Here is a 17,750-nt window from a genome sequence, read left to right on the forward strand (position 1 = left end):
CTTCCAATAAAAAAACCGAAATGAGATCGGTTTTTTATTGGACGATTTATTTTACTTCAGATTTATTTGGTTAATAGTGCTTTTCTTTCGCGGGAAGCCGCAGCGAGCTTACGTAGCAGAATTTCAGAGTCATCCCAATGCAAGCAAGCGTCGGTGATACTTTGGCCATAACAGAGTGGCTGGCCTTCAACGACTTTTTGATTACCTTCTTGTAAGAAGCTTTCAGCCATAATACCTGCGATGGCAGTGCTGCCAGCACGCATTTGAGTCATAATTTCATCGGCGACCATCAGCTGTTTGAGATGGTTTTTCTCACTGTTTCCGTGGCTGAAATCGATAACCATACGTTGAGTTACCCCAACAGATGCAAGCTGTTGACGCGCTTCTTCAATATCTTGTGCGTGATAATTAGGTTTTTTGCCACCACGTAGGATGATATGGCCAAACGGGTTGCCGTGGGTGCGATAGACCGCCATAGCGCCATCTTTATCCGGTGAATAGAAAACATGTGGCACTTGTGCGGCACGCACTGCATCAACGGCAATATTGATGTTCCCATCAGTACCATTTTTAAAACCAACCGGGCAGGACAGTGCTGAAGCCATTTCACGGTGAACTTGGCTTTCCGTGGTGCGCGCACCAATCGCACCCCAAGTGATGAGATCTGCTATGTACTGACCGTTCACCATATCTAAAAATTCGGTGGCGATAGGCAATTTTAATTCAGTGATTTGTTGCAGCAATTCGCGGGCAATGCGTAAGCCTTTGTTTGGCTCGAAACTGCCATCGAGATCGGGATCCGAAATTAATCCTTTCCAACCGACAATTGTGCGGGGTTTTTCAAAATAGACGCGCATTAAGATACACAAGTCATCTTTCAATTCTTGGTGTAACGCGGCTAAGCGTTGAGCATAATCTAATGCCGCTTTAGTATCGTGGATTGAGCATGGGCCTATGATCACCAATAGACGTTGGTCTTCACCCATAATGATGGCTTCGACTTCACGACGTTGCTGAACCAGATAATCGGCTGCATCTTGAGTTAATGGGAACTCAGATGCCAGTTGCGCAGGTGAGATGACTTTTGCTAATAAGGAAGTGCGTAGTTCGTCTGTTTTTATGGTCATTCAAAATACCGAGCTTGCGTGCGGCGCTTTTCGCCAGATTGCCTCGGATTATAACGAATCGAACCGAGTTGCACAGTGCCAATTGCGTTAATTGTCGGCAACTGTGCAATGAATTTGATTTAAGTTAGTTTCTTTTAGACTAAATTCACTCGGTTTCTTTTGCTGATTTTGGCTTATTAGGCTTAGAACATATGCCGTTCTAGGCCCGTGACATCTAATATTTTAGTGGCAATTTCTTCCACGGAATGATTAGTGGTGTCTATGTAAGGAATGCGTTCGCGTTTAAACAGCATTTCCACTTCTTTGACTTCTAAGCGGCACTGTTTGAGCGATGAATAGCGGCTATTCTCCATTCGACTCTGACGGATTTCATGTAAACGCACGGGATCAATCGTTAAACCAAACAGTTTTTTCTTATTACGTTTCAGCGCTTCAGGTAACTTAAGGTTATCCATATCATCTTCGGTGAAAGGGTAGTTTGCCGCTTTTATGCCGAACTGCATTGATAAATACAGGCTCGATGGCGTTTTGCCACAGCGAGAGACTCCAAGTAAAACCAGATCGGCTTGATCCATATGTTTCATGGTCTGGCCATCATCGTTATCCATCGCAAAATTAATGGCATCAATACGCGCTTCATAGCCGTGATTCGCTTTGCCATGGGTTCTATGTACAACTGGAGAGGCAGAAACACCTAAATGTTGTTCGAGTGGGGCCACAAAAGTATTCAAAAAATCATAATCAACCCCTTCACTCGAGTAGATGATGTCGCGGATCTCGGCTTTTACGATGGAATGGAATACTAACGGCCGCTCACCTGTTGTAATAAAACAATCATTAATTTGTCGCTTAACTTGCTCCGCTTTCGTCAATGTTTCGACAAATGGAATCGTAAGTGACTCAAATTCTAATGGAAATTGCGAGAGAACCGCATGACCAAAAACTTCAGCTGTGATCGCTGTCCCGTCGGAGATATAGAATACTTTTGGTGCCATACTGACCTCTTGTAGTAATAAAATTACAAATAAAATTATAGATTTACGCGTGTTCGACAGGAGTGTAAAATGCCGCTGCCCTCGTGTGAAGGGGCCACTGAAATAAACTTGCGGAGATAGAACTGTGCAGCAATACGTACTCTGGTATCAAGAATTAGGCATGGGTGACGTCAACTTGGTTGGCGGTAAAAATGCTTCTCTAGGCGAGATGATCAGCAATCTGGCCAATGCCGGTGTTCAAGTACCTGGCGGATTTGCGACAACTTCCCATGCGTTCAACGAGTTCCTTGAACAAAGCGGAGTTAACCAGAAGATTTATGACATTCTAGCCACACTGGATGTAGATGATGTCAATGCGCTGGCTAAAGTAGGTGCACAGATCAGACAGTGGGTTATCGACACTCCATTTCAACCAGCATTAGAGCAAGCGATTCGTGAAGCTTACGATAAACTTGCCGCTGAAACTAGCGAAGCGTCATTCGCGGTACGTTCTTCTGCAACAGCTGAAGATATGCCAGATGCCTCTTTTGCAGGTCAGCAAGAAACCTTCTTAAACGTGAAAGGATTTGAATCCGTACTGACAGCGATCAAGCATGTGTACGCTTCACTCTTTAACGATCGCGCTATTTCCTACCGTGTGCATCAAGGTTATGAGCACCACGGTGTTGCCTTGTCTGCTGGCGTACAACGCATGGTTCGTTCAGATAAAGCGGCTTCAGGTGTGATGTTCACTATGGACACTGAATCTGGCAATAACGATGTGGTGTTTATCACTTCATCTTTTGGTCTGGGTGAAATGGTTGTTCAAGGCGCGGTAAACCCAGATGAATTTTATGTTCATAAACCTATTTTAGCCTTAGGTCACAAGGCTGTTGTGCGCCGTAATATCGGTAGCAAGCTCATCCAAATGGTGTATTCAGATGATGCTGCTCACGGCAAACAAGTCAAAATTGAAGACGTGACTGCTGACAAACGTCGTCAATTCTCTATCAATGACGCTGAAGTCGAAGAATTAGCCAAACAAGCCATGGTGATCGAAAAACATTACGGTCGTCCAATGGACATCGAATGGGCAAAAGACGGCAACGATGGCAAATTGTATATCGTTCAAGCGCGTCCAGAAACGGTTCGTAGCCGTGAAGATGTGCAATTGATTGAACGTTATCACTTAAAGAGCCGTGGCGCTGTGATCTGTGAAGGTCGCGCTATTGGCCATAAAGTGGGTACTGGTGTAGCCAAAGTATTAACCTCAATCGCCGATATGGATCAAATCCAACCTGGTGATGTGTTAGTGACAGACATGACAGATCCTGATTGGGAACCTATCATGAAGCGCGCAAGTGCTATCGTCACAAACCGTGGCGGTCGTACCTGTCATGCGGCAATTATCGCCCGCGAATTAGGTGTGCCAGCGGTGGTGGGGTGTGGTGACGTGACTGACCGTATCAAGAATGGTCAAATCGTGACTGTTTCTTGCGCCGAAGGTGACACTGGCTTTATCTACGAAGGTAAACAAGAGTTTGAAGTGATTTCAAACCGTGTTGACTCTCTGCCTGCATTGCCAATGAAAATCATGATGAACGTGGGTAACCCTGATCGTGCATTTGATTTTGCTCGTTTGCCAAACGAAGGTGTGGGTCTAGCGCGTTTAGAATTCATCATCAACCGTATGATCGGCATCCATCCAAAGGCACTGCTCGAATTCAATCAACAGGATGCAGCGCTGCAAACTGAAATCAACGAAATGATTGCTGGTTACGAATCACCCGTTGAGTTCTACATTGCTCGTCTAGTTGAAGGTATTGCGACTATCGGTTCAGCTTTCTATCCGAAGAAAGTGATCGTACGTATGTCAGACTTTAAGTCTAACGAATATGCAAACTTGGTTGGTGGTGACAGATACGAGCCAGAAGAAGAGAACCCAATGCTGGGCTTCCGCGGTGCGAGCCGTTATATCTCTGAATCTTTCCGTGACTGTTTTGCCCTTGAGTGTGAAGCGATTAAACGCGTTCGTAATGACATGGGTCTGAAAAACGTTGAGGTCATGATCCCATTCGTTCGCACAGTGAAAGAAGCTGAGCAAGTGGTCGGCTTGCTCAAAGAGCAAGGTTTAGAGCGTGGTAAAGACGGTTTACGTGTCATCATGATGTGTGAAGTGCCTTCAAACGCCCTGTTAGCAGACCAATTCCTTGAGCATTTCGATGGCTTCTCTATCGGCTCAAACGATTTAACTCAGCTGACACTCGGGCTTGACCGTGACTCAGGTATCATTAGCCATTTATTCGATGAGCGTGATGAAGCCGTTAAAATGCTACTTTCATTAGCCATTAAAGCGGCTAAAGCGAAGGGCGCTTACATAGGTATTTGTGGTCAAGGTCCTTCAGATCACGCTGATTTTGCAGCTTGGTTGGTAGAACAAGGCATAGATACAGTGTCATTAAACCCTGATACTGTGATTGATACTTGGTTGTATTTAGCCGAAGCGCACGGTTGATCTAGATAGTAATTTTATAAACTTGTTAAAAAAGCCGCTTTTTAGCGGCTTTTTTTGTTTATAATGGCGCCATAACGATAATTGACAGAAGCCATCTATGCTACCCCTGCTATCACATCAACAAACATTAGAGCCAGTGTATTTGGCATACCTTGATGCACTGGAGCAAAGTGAGTATTCCGGTGATATAGACAAACGTTACAGCGCACGTTTAGTGCAAGCCACCGACAACTCTGTATATCAATTTTTGCCTCAAGCCGTGCTTTATCCTAAAAATCAGCAGGATATTCAAATTGCATTGACGCTGGCTGCTACTGACGCATTTCGCAGCGTGACCTTCAGTGCGCGGGGCGGTGGTACGGGCACCAACGGACAATCTCTGACCCATGGTTTGATTTTGGATGTGTCGCGTTACATGAACCGTGTGCTCGAAGTGAATGCTGAGCAAGGTTGGGTTCGAGTTGAAGCTGGCGTGATTAAAGATGCGCTCAACGATGCATTGCGTCCCCATGGATTCTTCTTTAGTCCCGATTTATCCACTTCAAACCGCGCCACTATTGGTGGCATGATAAATACCGATGCCTCGGGTGCGGGCTCACTGGTCTATGGTAAGACGTCAGATCACGTGCTGGCGCTGCGCAGTGTGCTGATCGATGGCAGTGTGCTGGATACGCATCCCCTAGATGCGGGACGACTGTGTAATCCCGATAACGTCAGTGATAATCCGCTGGGGCAGAAACTGATTTCTGCTGTTGCGGCGGTATGCCGCGAAAAGCGCACTCAGATTGAAAACCAATTTCCTAAGCTCAATCGTTTCCTCACTGGCTATGACTTAAAACACGTGTGGAACGACAAGCTGACGCAATTCGATTTATCACGAATTCTGACAGGCTCAGAGGGCACGCTTGCGGTGATAACCGAAGCCAAACTTAATCTCACCCCGCTGCCGACTGAGCGCGCTATGGTGAACATTAAGTACGATTCGTTCCAATCGGCATTGCGTCATGCGCCATCCTTAGTTGCCGCGCGGGCGACTGTGGTCGAAACCGTCGATTCAAAAGTGCTTAACTTAGCCCGTGAAGATATTGTCTGGCATTCGGTGGCTGATCTTATCCAAGAAGTGCCAGGTAAAGTTATTGATGGCCTCAATATGGTCGAATTTGCAGGTGACACGGTCGAAGTTGAGCAAAAGCTCGCGAGTTTGGAAGCTGTGTTAACTGAGCAGATCAGCAAAGGCGAGTGCGGTGTATTGGGTTACCAAGTGACGCAAGATAAGCCGAGTATCGAAAAAATTTACGGCATGCGTAAAAAAGCCGTTGGCTTACTCGGCGCCACTAAAGGTCGCCGTAAGCCTATCGCCTTTGCTGAAGATACTGCGGTACCGCCCGAAAAACTCGCCGATTACATTATGGAGTTTCGCGCGTTACTCGACGGGCATAATCTGCAATACGGTATGTTCGGCCATGTGGATGCGGGCGTGTTGCATGTTCGTCCAGCGCTCGATATGTGCGATGTTGAAGATGAAAAATTACTACGAGTTATTTCTGATCAAGTCGCGGCACTGACACTTAAATACGGCGGTCTAATGTGGGGCGAGCACGGTAAAGGCGTGCGCGGTGAATACGGTCCAGCTGTCTTTGGTGATGAACTATACGGCGTTCTACAAGATATTAAAGGTTTGTTTGACCCCGATAACCGACTCAATCCCGGCAAGCTTGTGGCGCCTAAAGATACAGGTGCCCTCTATTACGATGTTGACAGTGCTAAGCGCGGTAAGTTTGATCGACAAATCCCCGTTGATGTGCGTGATGCGTTCCCCGATGTGATGAATTGTAACGGTAATGGCCTGTGTTTTAATTACAGTAGCTATTCGCCCATGTGCCCATCGTTTAAGGTGACGGGTGACAGAGTGCAGTCACCTAAGGGGCGTGCTGGGCTCATGAGAGAGTGGCTAAGGCTACTTGAGGCTGAAGGGGTTGATGTTAATGCCCTCGCAAAAGCGAAACCTTTTGGTATATTGCAGCGCATACAAAATACCATCAATGCCAAACGTGATTATGATTATTCCCACGAGGTGATGGAATCGCTCAAGGGCTGTTTGGCCTGTAAAGCTTGCTCTGGACAATGTCCGGTAAAAGTGGATGTGCCTAAGTTTAGGGCGCAGTTCTTCAATATTTATTATCAACGCTATTTAAGACCCGCGAAAGACTATCTCGTTGCAGGGATTGAAGATAGCTTACCACTGATGGCTGCGGCACCGCGTCTCACTAACTTTGTTGCACAAAATCCATTGAGCCAATGGGTGATTAAACAGGCGATTGGTTATGTGGATGCGCCTGCGTTATCTGTGCCGACTTTGAAGCAAAGACTCGATGGTCATGCAAGCCGCGGTTACGACTTAGCTGCGTTGCAAGCGATTCCAGAAGAGAAGCGCTCGCAGTTTGTGTTGGTGGTACAAGATCCCTTTAACAGTTTCTATGACTCAGGTCTTGTGCTGCACTTTATCCAATTGATTGAAAAACTCGGCTTAAAGCCGGTGTTATTGCCCTACAAACCCAATGGTAAGCCAACACATATCAAGGGATTTTTAGATAAGTTTGCTAAAACGGCGCAGTCGAGTGCAGACTTTTTGAACCAAGTCCATAAACTGGGCATGCCCATGGTAGGCATAGATCCTGCTTTAGTCTTGTGTTATCGCGATGAATACCGTGAAGTCTTAGGGGCTAATCGCGGTAATTTTGAGGTCAAGTTAGCCAACGAATGGCTACTGAATGCCATCAAAGATTTACCTGCAAAAGCTGCGCAAGATAAGCAATATACTTGGTTTAGTCATTGTACCGAATCGACGGCCAAGCCAAATACCGCCAATGAGTGGACTAAAATCTTTGCCCATTTTGGCGCTAAGTTAACCGCAGTCAATTTAGGTTGTTGTGGTATGGCGGGAACTTATGGTCATGAGGCGGAAAACCTCGAGCGCTCTAAGGCCTTGTTTGATATGTCTTGGCAGCAAACGCTAGCGAAAATTGAGCAGCCGCAAGTGTTAGTGTCTGGCTATTCGTGCCGTAGCCAGGTAAAACGTTTTGCGGGTTACAAGCCAAAGCATCCACTTGAGGCCTTACTCGAGTTAGCAAATATTTAATAGTGTTTATGCCGTTTTGATTGCGCTAGTCAGATCGTAATTATCCTCACTGGTATATCCCAGTGTTGAATGTCACACTAAAGCCAGCCGCAAGGTTGGTTTTTTTATGGATGATGGAGGCCTAGATGGAAAAGATGACTGACAGTATTCAGCACACACTCAAACAATTCGCCGCCGATAGTAAGCTAACCTCGGTTGCGCCATTGTGCAGTGAAGCCCCATTGTTTGACATTAACGCCTTGGGTGATTGGACCTATCTAGGCACATCGCTGCCAGCAAAGTTTGCTAAGTTGTTCGCCAGTATTTTACATTGCATTGATGATGAGTATTTCTTAATTACCCCAGTGGAGAAGGTGCGAGTGCGGGTTGAAGATGCTCCCTTACTGATTGTCGATTTCGAGCGAGCGCAACCCCATTCGCTGCTCAATGTAAGAACCAGTATTGAAACACAGCACCATAAAGTCGATATAAAACAGATGAAGCTCACCGATGACAGTGTTTATTTGCCGCTTGAGCGCGGTTTATGGGGCAAATTAGGTCGGGCCTGTTACTATAATTTTGTGAATGAATTCAATTTATCTGATCTAGATGAGGAATGAGCTCGTAGGTTAATCACATAATTTGCTGTGGTCTAAGCTAGTTTATTATGGGTTAAGTGGTAGTATTAAAACTAACTCTGGGTTCCTATGATGGCGTGCAGAGTAAGTGAAAACGCGTTAAACCTTTGCTGTAGGAGGTGCTGTTTGAATCGTCATGAAAGCTTAGGCTATCTTGTATCCCACTTAAATATCGAGCTGCAAAATGAGCTTGATCTGCATCTTAAGCGATATCAACTCGATATAAAACTGTGGCCTGTGCTGTTTGCTTTGTGGCAAGAAGAGGGCATAAGCCAAACTGAATTGTCTAAGCGTTGCGATGTGGCAAATTACACTATGACGCGCTTACTCGATCAGTTGCAGGTGCAAGGTCTTATTACTCGCCATCAAGAAGTCGATAATCGGCGTGCCTTCCAAATCTTTTTGACCGATGAAGCCAAAGCATTAGAGCAAGATCTTATTTGCGAAGCTGAGCGGGTCAATGAAAAATTCCTGTCAAATCTTAGTGAAGATGAACAGCAGACATTCATTTTACTATTAAATAAAATCAACCGCTTGGCTTGAAATTTTGAATCTAATGGGTATGGCGGAAAACTGTGGTTTAGCCGTTTTTACTTCTATCTGTATGTGGTTATCTCAATTCATTTTCCCAGTTTAATCCCATCCACTATGCCTCACTCTGCGGGATTAAACTGGTTTGATTAATTTAAGTAAAGTGCAAAGACGCAAAGCAGACTTACGGCTATCACTGAGTGCTGTAAATAACGCCGGCTGGCTAATAAATTCTCTTTGCCTTGTTTTAGGCTAGCGACGAGTCTATGTTGCTTATAAATTCGGCACATTAACTCATCGGTTTGGGGATCGATAAGCAGTTCAAACTTGCAAGGTGCGCCATCTTTAAGCTGAATGGTATGCTCGCTTTGAGGTTTAAAGTTAAGCTTGTGCGACACCATCTGGCCATTAACGAAGACCCGCTCTAAACCACTCCAATTGCTGGCTTGCAGTTCTACCACATCTTGGTTGAGATCATATTTGAAACGGATCATAGCGCTATCCTGTGCTGGGACCTGATAGACTAATTCAAGCAGACAAATATGACGTTTTCCAGCGTGATTAAATGAATATTCTGTGTCGAAATTAAAAGCGCGGCTAAACCATGAGCTTAGTGATAGATTAAATTTTAGATAACAAAAAAGCGACCAGAGGTCGCTTTTTTCAATATTTGACGGGCATAAAAAATAATAAACGCGTAGAAAAATTACTGCTTAGCGGCTTCGATAATGGCTTTCGCCATTTCATCAGCCACGGCACCGGTTGTACGGTTCTGCGCATCGGCTTGGCTGAATATTTTCAGCAGCGTGTTGTAAATTTCTTCTACTTTAGCCGTCGATTTTGCTGCGTCGTAATCTTTTTCGAACGACACGTTGATAATGCCGCCTGCGTTAATCACATAGTCTGGCGCGTACAGTATGCCCATTTCTTTCAGTTGTTCACCGTGGCGTACTTCGGCTAATTGGTTGTTGGCACAGCCAGCAACAATTTTGGCTTTCAGTTGCGGTAAGGTTGCATCGTTTAAGGTTGCGCCAAGGGCACAAGGGGCATACACATCCACATCTTGCGCGTAGATTTCTTGAGGCGCGACAACAATGGCACCAAAGTCGGTAGCGACTTTGTCTAATGAGGCTTGATGAATGTCAGTAACAATCAGTTCTACGCCTTCGTTATGCAAGTGTTTGCACAGGTAATAGCCAACATGACCGACGCCTTGAACGGCGATTTTAAGGCCTTTAAGGCTGTCTAAACCAAGTCTATGTTTAACCGCAGCTTTGATGCCTAAATAAGTGCCAAGGGCTGTGAACGGTGATGGATCGCCACTTTTACCTTCAAGACCCGCCATATAAGGGGTTTCTTCATGGGCGATCATAATATCAGCCGTAGTAGTGCCAACATCTTCCGCTGAATAGTAGCGGCCGCCTAGGCTGTTAATCAAACGGCCAAAGGCGCGGAACAGCGCTTCGCGATCTTGTCTTTTCGGATCGGCAATGATCACGGATTTACCACCGCCCATGGTTAAACCTGCTAGGGCATTTTTATAAGTCATGCCACGAGAAAGGCGTAATACGTCAGTCAGGGCTTCATCATCCGATTGGTAGTTCCACATCCTACATCCACCCACGGCAGGACCAAGGTTGGTGTTATGGATGGCGACAATGGCCTTTAAGCCACTTTCTTTATCATGACAGAATACAACCTGTTCATGTTCGTCAAAGGATACATGATTAAATACAGCCACGTGAATTTCTCCGCTATACACAATGAAAAAGCCGACGAGGTGAGCCTCTATCGACTGCTTGTTATATTTATTGCAGAACCATAGCATTTAGCGATACTCTCAACCATGCATAATGACCGAATAAATACATTATTTGTGGCAATTTAGCTTTCCACTTTACGTAAACGTAAGCTTTGCGATTAAGAATGGATTGTACTGAATTTAACGTAACGAATAGAATGAATCGCGTACTGATCCCAAGAATTAGGCTCGCGTTATAACAATAAGATAGGACGGAAGTATGACTGAACAAGCTGTCGACCAAACTCAACAAAATTTATCAGCTGAAGAAATAGAAAAGCTGCGTCAAGAGTGGGTCAGAACTCAATTTCAAAAAGCCAATCGTTTTCTCGCTGAAAAAGGCGTGATCCCAAGCAAAGTCCTAGCCGATGAAAGCCGTTATCTTGCGCCTTATATGGCGATTTGGAAGATGGAATCAAAGCGTCCAAGCAACAAAACCTATTGGGTGATGTCAGGTGATTTACCGTCGGATTTTGTCGATGTGAAAGTGGCGGCTACGGCCCGTGATGCCGTGCGTCATTTCTCTATGATGTGGCAAATGCAGGCGGAAAACTTAGTGCGTTCGGGGGCAACCCGTGATGCCACTCAGGCTAAATTTGCTCAATTATTAGTATCGCGTGCCGAGAGTTTATATCGTATGCACAACGACGATAAACTGTGGAATGCTTAAACTCAAATGAGTTGAGGATTGTATTTAGATAGTATTGAGTTAATACAGTCACTTGTGTTGATTGCTCAAAATAACGGCATAAATAATAAAAAGGCACTCAATTGAGTGCCTTTTTTATATTGATGTTTTATTTACACTTTATATTAAGAACAAGGTCATCGAACAAAGTCGATAGGGCTTATTCTTCACAGTCGCTCAAGTAGTAGAAACCTTGATTGATGAGTTTCAACAGTAAGGCTTGGACTTCTTCATGTTGACATATTTCAGTCGCTTCATCGGCGTTTAAGCTGACGTTATCGCTCAACTGTGCGATCACATCTGCCGGTGTATTTAGCAGTTCGTGTACATCACCATTGATGAATAATCGCGGCGTGGAGTCATTTTCAAGGCGCAATACTTTCAAACCGCCGATACGGCTGACGCCAGCACCTTGGGCGAAGGCATCTTGCAAATCTTCAATGCTGTAAGCTTCTTCGCCTTCACACAAATCAAGTTCGAAACGGTTTTGACTGAGTAGCTTACCTAACACGATTTGGTAGCTATTGGGATCTTGGCTCAGCTGACTCAAGAGTGACATTATGCCCACTTGATGATCTTGGCTGACGATACCGGCTGAACTCGGTTCAGTTTGCGACGTGAAACGCTGCTGACCTAAGTTATTGTCGAGCAAATAATCGGCGACTTCACTGACCAATTCTTGCTGGCTAGGAGCACGGAAACCAATCGAGTAACTCATTGCCACAGTTAGGGTTTCGCCGCAATGCGGGAAACCGGGTGGAATATAAAGCATGTCGCCTTTTTCTAACACTACATCGATAATGGGCGTAAAGTCCTCAACCAGCGGCGAGTTGGGATTGCCACCGCGGCGTTGTTGCGGGGTATTGTCACCCACGGTCCAGCGACGCTCACCTTCGCCTTGAATGATAAATACATCGTAGTTATCGACGTGCGGGCCGACACCGCCACTTGGGGTTGCAAATGAGGCCATCAAGTCATCGAAGCGCCAGTCAGGTAAAAAGCGCAGCGCTTCAACTAATGGCTGCGAATCAGGATACCAATGGTTGACTGCTTGCACTAATAACTGCCAATGGGTTTCGCCATAGCTGTCGTAATCTTCAAACGGACCTTGCACTACTTCCCAATCATTGTCTTTGGTGACAACAATGCGTGAAGAGATTTCTTCTTCACAGGCAAGGCCTGCTAGTTCGTCGGCGCTGATAGGATCTTCAAATTGCGGAAATGCTTTTTTGATCAACAGGGGTTTCTTTTGCCAGTATTCACTAAGAAACTGGGCGATATCGAGATTGAGTGTATACATAGTGTTAAAAAAGGCGACCACATCGCGGTGATGTGGGTCGCCTTAATCCTTATTTCTGTTTAAGAAAGAGTATTGTCCGTCGCCAATTTCAGTTAATAACTAATTTCAGTCAATAGCTTAATATTAGTTAATCGCCAATTTTAATTAATAACTTACTTCAGTTCGTCGACAAACGTTTCGGCACGACCAATGTAATTGGCTGGCGTCATTTTCTTCAGTTCAGCCTTCACTGAGTCTGGTAATTCAAGTCCGTCAATAAACACTGACAGTTGCTGCGCGTCGATACGTTTACCGCGCGTCAGTTCTTTTAATTTTTCGTATGGCTTTTCAATACCATAACGACGCATTACCGTTTGTACGGGTTCTGCTAACACTTCCCAGTTGTGATCTAACTCATCACGCAGATGCGCTTCGTTAACTTCTAACTTGCTGATGCCTTTTAAGGTCGCTTGATACGCGATCAACGCATGGGCAATACCTACACCTAAGTTACGCAGTACAGTCGAGTCAGTTAAGTCACGTTGCCATCTTGATAACGGCAGCTTAGACGCTAAATGTTGCATCAGGGCGTTAGCGATACCTAAGTTACCTTCAGAGTTTTCAAAATCGATGGGGTTAACTTTGTGCGGCATAGTCGATGAACCGATTTCACCGGCGATAGTGCGTTGTTTGAAGTGACCTAGGGCGATGTACCCCCAAATATCACGGTCAAAGTCAATCAGCACAGTGTTGAAACGGGCAACCGCATCAAACAATTCGGCAATGTAATCGTGTGGCTCGATTTGCGTCGTGTAGGCATTCCAGTGCAAGCCAAGGCTAGTCACAAAAAGCTCAGACAGCTCATGCCAGTTAACTTCAGGGTAGGCTGACAGGTGAGCATTGTAGTTACCTACGGCACCGTTCAGTTTACCCATGATTTCAACATTGGCGATTTGTTTGATTTGACGTTCAAGGCGCACTGCGACGTTCGCCATTTCTTTACCGAGTGTCGAAGGTGACGCGGGTTGGCCATGGGTACGTGACATTAATGGCACAGAGCGATATTCAATCGCCAGCTTTTTAATTGCCGTCAGCAACTCATTGCAGTAGGGCAGTAAAACATGCTCACGGGCTTCAGTCAGCATTAGACCGTGGCTTAAGTTGTTGATATCTTCAGAAGTACAAGCAAAGTGAACAAACTCACCCACAGCGGCTAATTCGCTATTGCCCGCGATTTTTTCTTTAATGAAGTATTCAACCGCTTTTACATCGTGGTTAGTGGTGCTTTCGATAGCCTTAACACGCAGCGCATCTTGTTCGTTGAAATTGTCTTTAATGCCATCGAGCACGGCGATAGCTGACGCGCTCAATGTTGGCACTTCGCTAATGTCTGGACAGTCGGCTAACAGTTTTAGCCAATTGATTTCAACCTGAACACGGTACTTGGTAAGACCGAACTCGCTGAAAATCCCTCTCAATGACGCGGTTTTACTACCATAACGACCGTCTACCGGAGAGATAGCAGTTAGTGCGGAAAGATCCATGTGTAGCTCCTTGATGAACGCTAATTTTATTATAGGGTAAGACTTTTCTTGGCTGTATCGACTATGGCTTTGCGGGCGAAGACTAAGTGTCGACGTTTACCGCCCAACTGACGCCACAGTACTGCGCTGCGTATAGCGGCAAGCAGCAGAGCACGAATTTTATGTTGTACAATAGGGCGCTGCAAACACACAGGATTACCCGATATTTGGATTTTTGGCCCTAAATTACTGATGATGTCACTGTAAATGCTGGCAAGATTGGCAACAACTTGCTCATCTGTGATGGCAAAATGATGTAGCTGGCGATTCACTTGATTAATACGTTCAGCCAACATGCCTAAGCCACTGTTAGAGCGCACGAGTTTACGCTCTAGGGCAAGCACGCCCACTAAATAGCGGGTGATTTCAACATCTTTTTGGCTGCTGTCACCGAGCTGGTTCAGGATCAGCTTATAGCCTTTTTGCAATACGATTTTATCTTGATAGACATCGGCCGTATTGTCAGGATTGGTGACGAGAATGGTGTTTAAGCTCGCTGCGAGCTCTGCATTATCCAATTCGCCATGGCGCGCTAAATGTTGAACTTGGGCAATGGCTTGCAGTATGCCTGCAAACGCCATAGTCCGATTAATGAGTTGCTCGTTCACGCGTTACCCTCGGATTAATTGATCTATGATGCCGCCACCTAGGCAGACCTCACCATCATAAAATACCGCAGACTGTCCAGGCGTCACCGCCGCAACAGGTTCATCGAAGACCACGCGCAAGGTGTGTTCATCTGTGTAGGTTAATGTACAAGGCACATCTTGTTGGCGATAACGGGTTTTCACTGCGATATGACAACCATCGACAGGCCCAGTTCTATCTACCCAATGCAGTTGGTTAACTGTCATGCCGGTCGACATCAAACGGGGATGATGTCCGCCTTGACCCACGATCAATACGTTACGCTCAAGATCTTTATCGACCACATACCAAGGATCGTCATTGCTGTTTTTCATGCCGCCAATGCCTAAGCCTTTACGTTGGCCTAAGGTGTGGTACATGAGTCCTTGGTGCGTGCCTATGACTTCACCTTCTGGGGTTTCAATATTGCCAGGCTGCGCCGGTAAATAAGTCCCTAGAAATTCAGTGAACTTGCGCTCACCGATAAAGCAGATGCCAGTACTGTCTTTTTTGTCATGGGTGATTAAGCCCATTTCTTTCGCAATTTCACGAACTTGATGTTTTTCGAGCTCACCGACAGGGAACAGGCTTCGGGCTACTTGTTCATGGCTAAGGGTGTAGAGGAAATAACTTTGATCTTTATTGCCATCAACGCCACGGAGCATTTGCGTACTGCCGTCGCTGTTATCGCGACGGCGCACATAGTGGCCCATTGCGATGTAATCGGCGTCGAGGATTTCGTCGGCAAATTCTAAAAATGCCTTAAATTTGATTTCTTTGTTGCACATGATATCGGGATTTGGCGTGCGGCCGGCTTTGTATTCGGCGAGGAAATACTCAAATACATTGTCCCAATATTCGGCAGCAAAGTTGACTGTATGTAGCTTGATCCCAAGCTTGTCGCACACGGCTTGGGCGTCTTTTATATCTTCTGCGGCCGCGCAGTACTCGTTATTGTCATCTTCTTCCCAGTTCTTCATGAAAAGGCCTTCAACCTGATAGCCTTGCTGCATAAGCAAATAGGCTGAAACAGATGAATCTACACCGCCGGACATGCCGACAATGACTTTTTTTCCTGTATGAGTGGGTTCGATTGATGTCATAAATCCTAAAAACCATTGAGTATGTGTGTTGGCTAGGTGGATGAATTTAAGCCGCGACATTGAGCGCGTAACAAAAATACCTAACCTAACTAAAAATATGGGCTAACTAAAAATCCAAGCTCACTTTAAATCCAAGCTAACTTTACATCTAGGTGCTGTGCTGCTGATTGCTAAATCAAACTTTGCCAGCGCTATCAAATAAAATGAGTCCGCAAACTGCCAGTAAACCTCGCATTTACGGCCAACTCTTTATTTGCTGTACAAGGCTTCTGCAGTAGCACACGCATTAAGCTTAGCCAGCCGTTTATGCGGGGCGGTATTCTATCACGCCTTGCTCGCTTGGGCTATCGTGAGGCGGTCACTATTGAGTAAGCTAAGGGGATAAGTTTGGCCATTTTGTGCCTGATTGAGATAGTCTTTTAAGCAATCGAGTACTAAGGGACTGCGCAGTAAAGATGGCTTGGCTTCTATCTGCGCAAGACTTAACCAATGCGCACTATGGATCGCTTTATCCTGCGGCGCAGGTGAGGGCATATCATCTAACTGCACGAAAAAAGTAAAGCGCACAAAGGCTAAGTCTTCACTGGCGCTAAGTTGATAAATGCCGACGAGTCCTTGGGCTTTGAGTGATAACCCCGTTTCTTCAAACACTTCGCGCTCACAGGCTTGGATCAAGCTTTCATTCGCTTCTAAGTGACCCGCGGGTTGATTAAAGCGTTGCTCGCCTTCAATCCACTCTTCTACCATCAGATATTTGTCCTGTGAAGTTGCATGAACAATACAAGCGACGGTCACATTGGGTTTATATCTTTGACTCATTGAGCCTCCTTTGAGTGGATTTGAATGCAGAAATTAGGCTGAAATTTAGACTTCATCACCGAGACGGATGCATTTGTGCTCACCCGATGGCAAATTATCTAGACTCCATTGGCCTATTTTATAACGGATTAATCTTAAGGTCGGAAAACCGATATGCGCTGTCATGCGTCTGACTTGGCGGTTGCGGCCTTCATGAATTTGGATTTCTAGCCAAGTTGTTGGGATATTTTTGCGCTCTCTCACCGGTGGATTACGTGGCCAAACGTCGGGTGAATCCATAATTTTGACTTTAGCTGGCAGCGTTATACCATCATTTAATTCAACACCTTGGCGCAGTTTAGTGAGTGCATCTTCCGTCGGAACGCCTTCTACTTGCACCCAATAGGTTTTAAAGGTTTTCTTTTTCGGCTCTGTCAGTCTTGCCTGTAATTGACCGTCATTGGTCAGCAACAATAAGCCCTCACTGTCTCTGTCTAAGCGGCCTGCGGCATACACGTCAGCAATCGGGATATAGTCTTTTAGGGTCTTGCGACCTTGTTCATCGGTAAACTGGCAAAGTACATCAAAAGGCTTATTAAACAGCACAATAATCGGCGCAATTGTTTGGCTCTGCACCGGTTTTGCCGCCGCAATTGCGCGTCGATTAGGATTTTTAAAGGGTTCTTTCTTTAAACTGCCATTGGCATTTCGTGCTGGCGCCACTTTGCTATCTACGGCGGTAGCGCGGTTGGCAGGGCCTCTGCTGGCGGGCTTAGCGGGTTTAATCGGGCTCTTGGCTGGGGAACTGGTACTGGCATTGGCACCTTTAGGTTGAAACTTGTTTTTGTTCATACTTTTGCTAACAGGAGGTTGAGACACGCTTACCTGACTTGATTGAGTCGTTAATGTGGTCATAGTGTACTTGGCATTCGCCGTTAGTGGAATTTGAATATTATTGCGAATGCTCT

At 45.6% G+C, this 17,750-nt stretch carries 15 protein-coding genes; 5 read left to right on the forward strand and 10 right to left on the reverse strand.

The features are described 5' to 3' along the window. Positions 1-62: 62 nt before the first annotated feature. Together L5M18_RS03755 and L5M18_RS03760 are read right to left on the reverse strand one after the other, a co-directional pair. A complete protein-coding gene (locus tag L5M18_RS03755; protein WP_028759724.1) occupies positions 63-1,127 on the reverse strand; it encodes a 3-deoxy-7-phosphoheptulonate synthase in 1,065 nt (354 codons plus the stop codon). Between the two features lie 182 nt (positions 1,128-1,309). After that, positions 1,310-2,122, reverse strand: coding sequence for a pyruvate, water dikinase regulatory protein (locus L5M18_RS03760; protein ID WP_028759725.1), 813 nt, complete (start codon positions 2,120-2,122; stop codon positions 1,310-1,312). A 124-nt stretch (positions 2,123-2,246) separates the two neighbouring features. Here L5M18_RS03760 and ppsA point away from each other — a divergent pair, with 124 nt between their 5' ends. From ppsA to L5M18_RS03780, 4 genes are all read left to right on the forward strand, one after another. Continuing rightward, a complete protein-coding gene (gene ppsA, locus L5M18_RS03765) occupies positions 2,247-4,616 on the forward strand; it encodes a phosphoenolpyruvate synthase (RefSeq protein ID WP_028759726.1) in 2,370 nt (789 codons plus the stop codon). A gap of 97 nt (positions 4,617-4,713) precedes the next feature. Further along, a complete protein-coding gene (locus tag L5M18_RS03770; RefSeq protein ID WP_263195973.1) occupies positions 4,714-7,755 on the forward strand; it encodes an FAD-binding and (Fe-S)-binding domain-containing protein in 3,042 nt (1,013 codons plus the stop codon). Positions 7,756-7,880: 125 nt separating this feature from the next. After that, on the forward strand, positions 7,881-8,354 hold the full coding sequence (locus L5M18_RS03775; protein ID WP_105252680.1) for a DUF1285 domain-containing protein: 474 nt from the start codon (positions 7,881-7,883) through the stop codon (positions 8,352-8,354). A gap of 144 nt (positions 8,355-8,498) precedes the next feature. Next, a complete protein-coding gene (locus L5M18_RS03780; RefSeq protein WP_028759729.1) occupies positions 8,499-8,915 on the forward strand; it encodes a MarR family winged helix-turn-helix transcriptional regulator in 417 nt (138 codons plus the stop codon). A gap of 137 nt (positions 8,916-9,052) precedes the next feature. Here the strand turns inward: L5M18_RS03780 and L5M18_RS03785 are convergent, their stop codons facing one another. Continuing rightward, the gene (locus L5M18_RS03785) at positions 9,053-9,397 is read right to left on the reverse strand and encodes a hypothetical protein (RefSeq protein ID WP_011789104.1); all 345 of its coding nucleotides are present in this window, start codon (positions 9,395-9,397) and stop codon (positions 9,053-9,055) included. Positions 9,398-9,609: 212 nt separating this feature from the next. Continuing rightward, positions 9,610-10,644, reverse strand: a complete 1,035-nt coding sequence (locus tag L5M18_RS03790) for a Glu/Leu/Phe/Val dehydrogenase dimerization domain-containing protein (protein WP_263195974.1) — start codon at positions 10,642-10,644, stop codon at positions 9,610-9,612. A gap of 280 nt (positions 10,645-10,924) precedes the next feature. Here L5M18_RS03790 and L5M18_RS03795 point away from each other — a divergent pair, with 280 nt between their 5' ends. After that, complete coding sequence (locus tag L5M18_RS03795) at positions 10,925-11,374, forward strand: DUF4826 family protein (protein WP_011789106.1); 450 nt, start codon at positions 10,925-10,927, stop codon at positions 11,372-11,374. Between the two features lie 178 nt (positions 11,375-11,552). Here the strand turns inward: L5M18_RS03795 and L5M18_RS03800 are convergent, their stop codons facing one another. The 6 genes from L5M18_RS03800 to rluE all read right to left on the reverse strand — a co-directional run bounded on the left by L5M18_RS03800 (position 11,553) and on the right by rluE (position 17,634). Then, entirely contained in the window at positions 11,553-12,692 is a 1,140-nt protein-coding gene (locus tag L5M18_RS03800) for a cupin domain-containing protein (RefSeq protein WP_263195975.1), read from the reverse strand. 152 nt (positions 12,693-12,844) lie between these two features. Then, positions 12,845-14,215, reverse strand: coding sequence for an adenylosuccinate lyase (purB, locus tag L5M18_RS03805; RefSeq protein WP_263195976.1), 1,371 nt, complete (start codon positions 14,213-14,215; stop codon positions 12,845-12,847). Positions 14,216-14,244: 29 nt separating this feature from the next. Continuing rightward, a complete protein-coding gene (gene hflD, locus L5M18_RS03810; RefSeq protein ID WP_131523325.1) occupies positions 14,245-14,862 on the reverse strand; it encodes a high frequency lysogenization protein HflD in 618 nt (205 codons plus the stop codon). 3 nt (positions 14,863-14,865) lie between these two features. Next, positions 14,866-15,984 (reverse strand): tRNA 2-thiouridine(34) synthase MnmA, encoded by a 1,119-nt coding sequence (gene mnmA, locus L5M18_RS03815; protein WP_263195977.1) that lies wholly within the window; start codon positions 15,982-15,984, stop codon positions 14,866-14,868. Between the two features lie 324 nt (positions 15,985-16,308). Continuing rightward, complete coding sequence (locus L5M18_RS03820) at positions 16,309-16,803, reverse strand: NUDIX hydrolase (protein WP_263195978.1); 495 nt, start codon at positions 16,801-16,803, stop codon at positions 16,309-16,311. Positions 16,804-16,848: 45 nt separating this feature from the next. Beyond that, the gene (gene rluE, locus L5M18_RS03825) at positions 16,849-17,634 is read right to left on the reverse strand and encodes a 23S rRNA pseudouridine(2457) synthase RluE (RefSeq protein ID WP_263195979.1); all 786 of its coding nucleotides are present in this window, start codon (positions 17,632-17,634) and stop codon (positions 16,849-16,851) included. Positions 17,635-17,750 lie beyond the last annotated feature (116 nt).

Origin of the sequence: Shewanella sp. SM20, assembly GCF_025654545.1 — a bacterium.
Lineage (GTDB): Bacteria > Pseudomonadota > Gammaproteobacteria > Enterobacterales > Shewanellaceae > Shewanella > Shewanella oncorhynchi.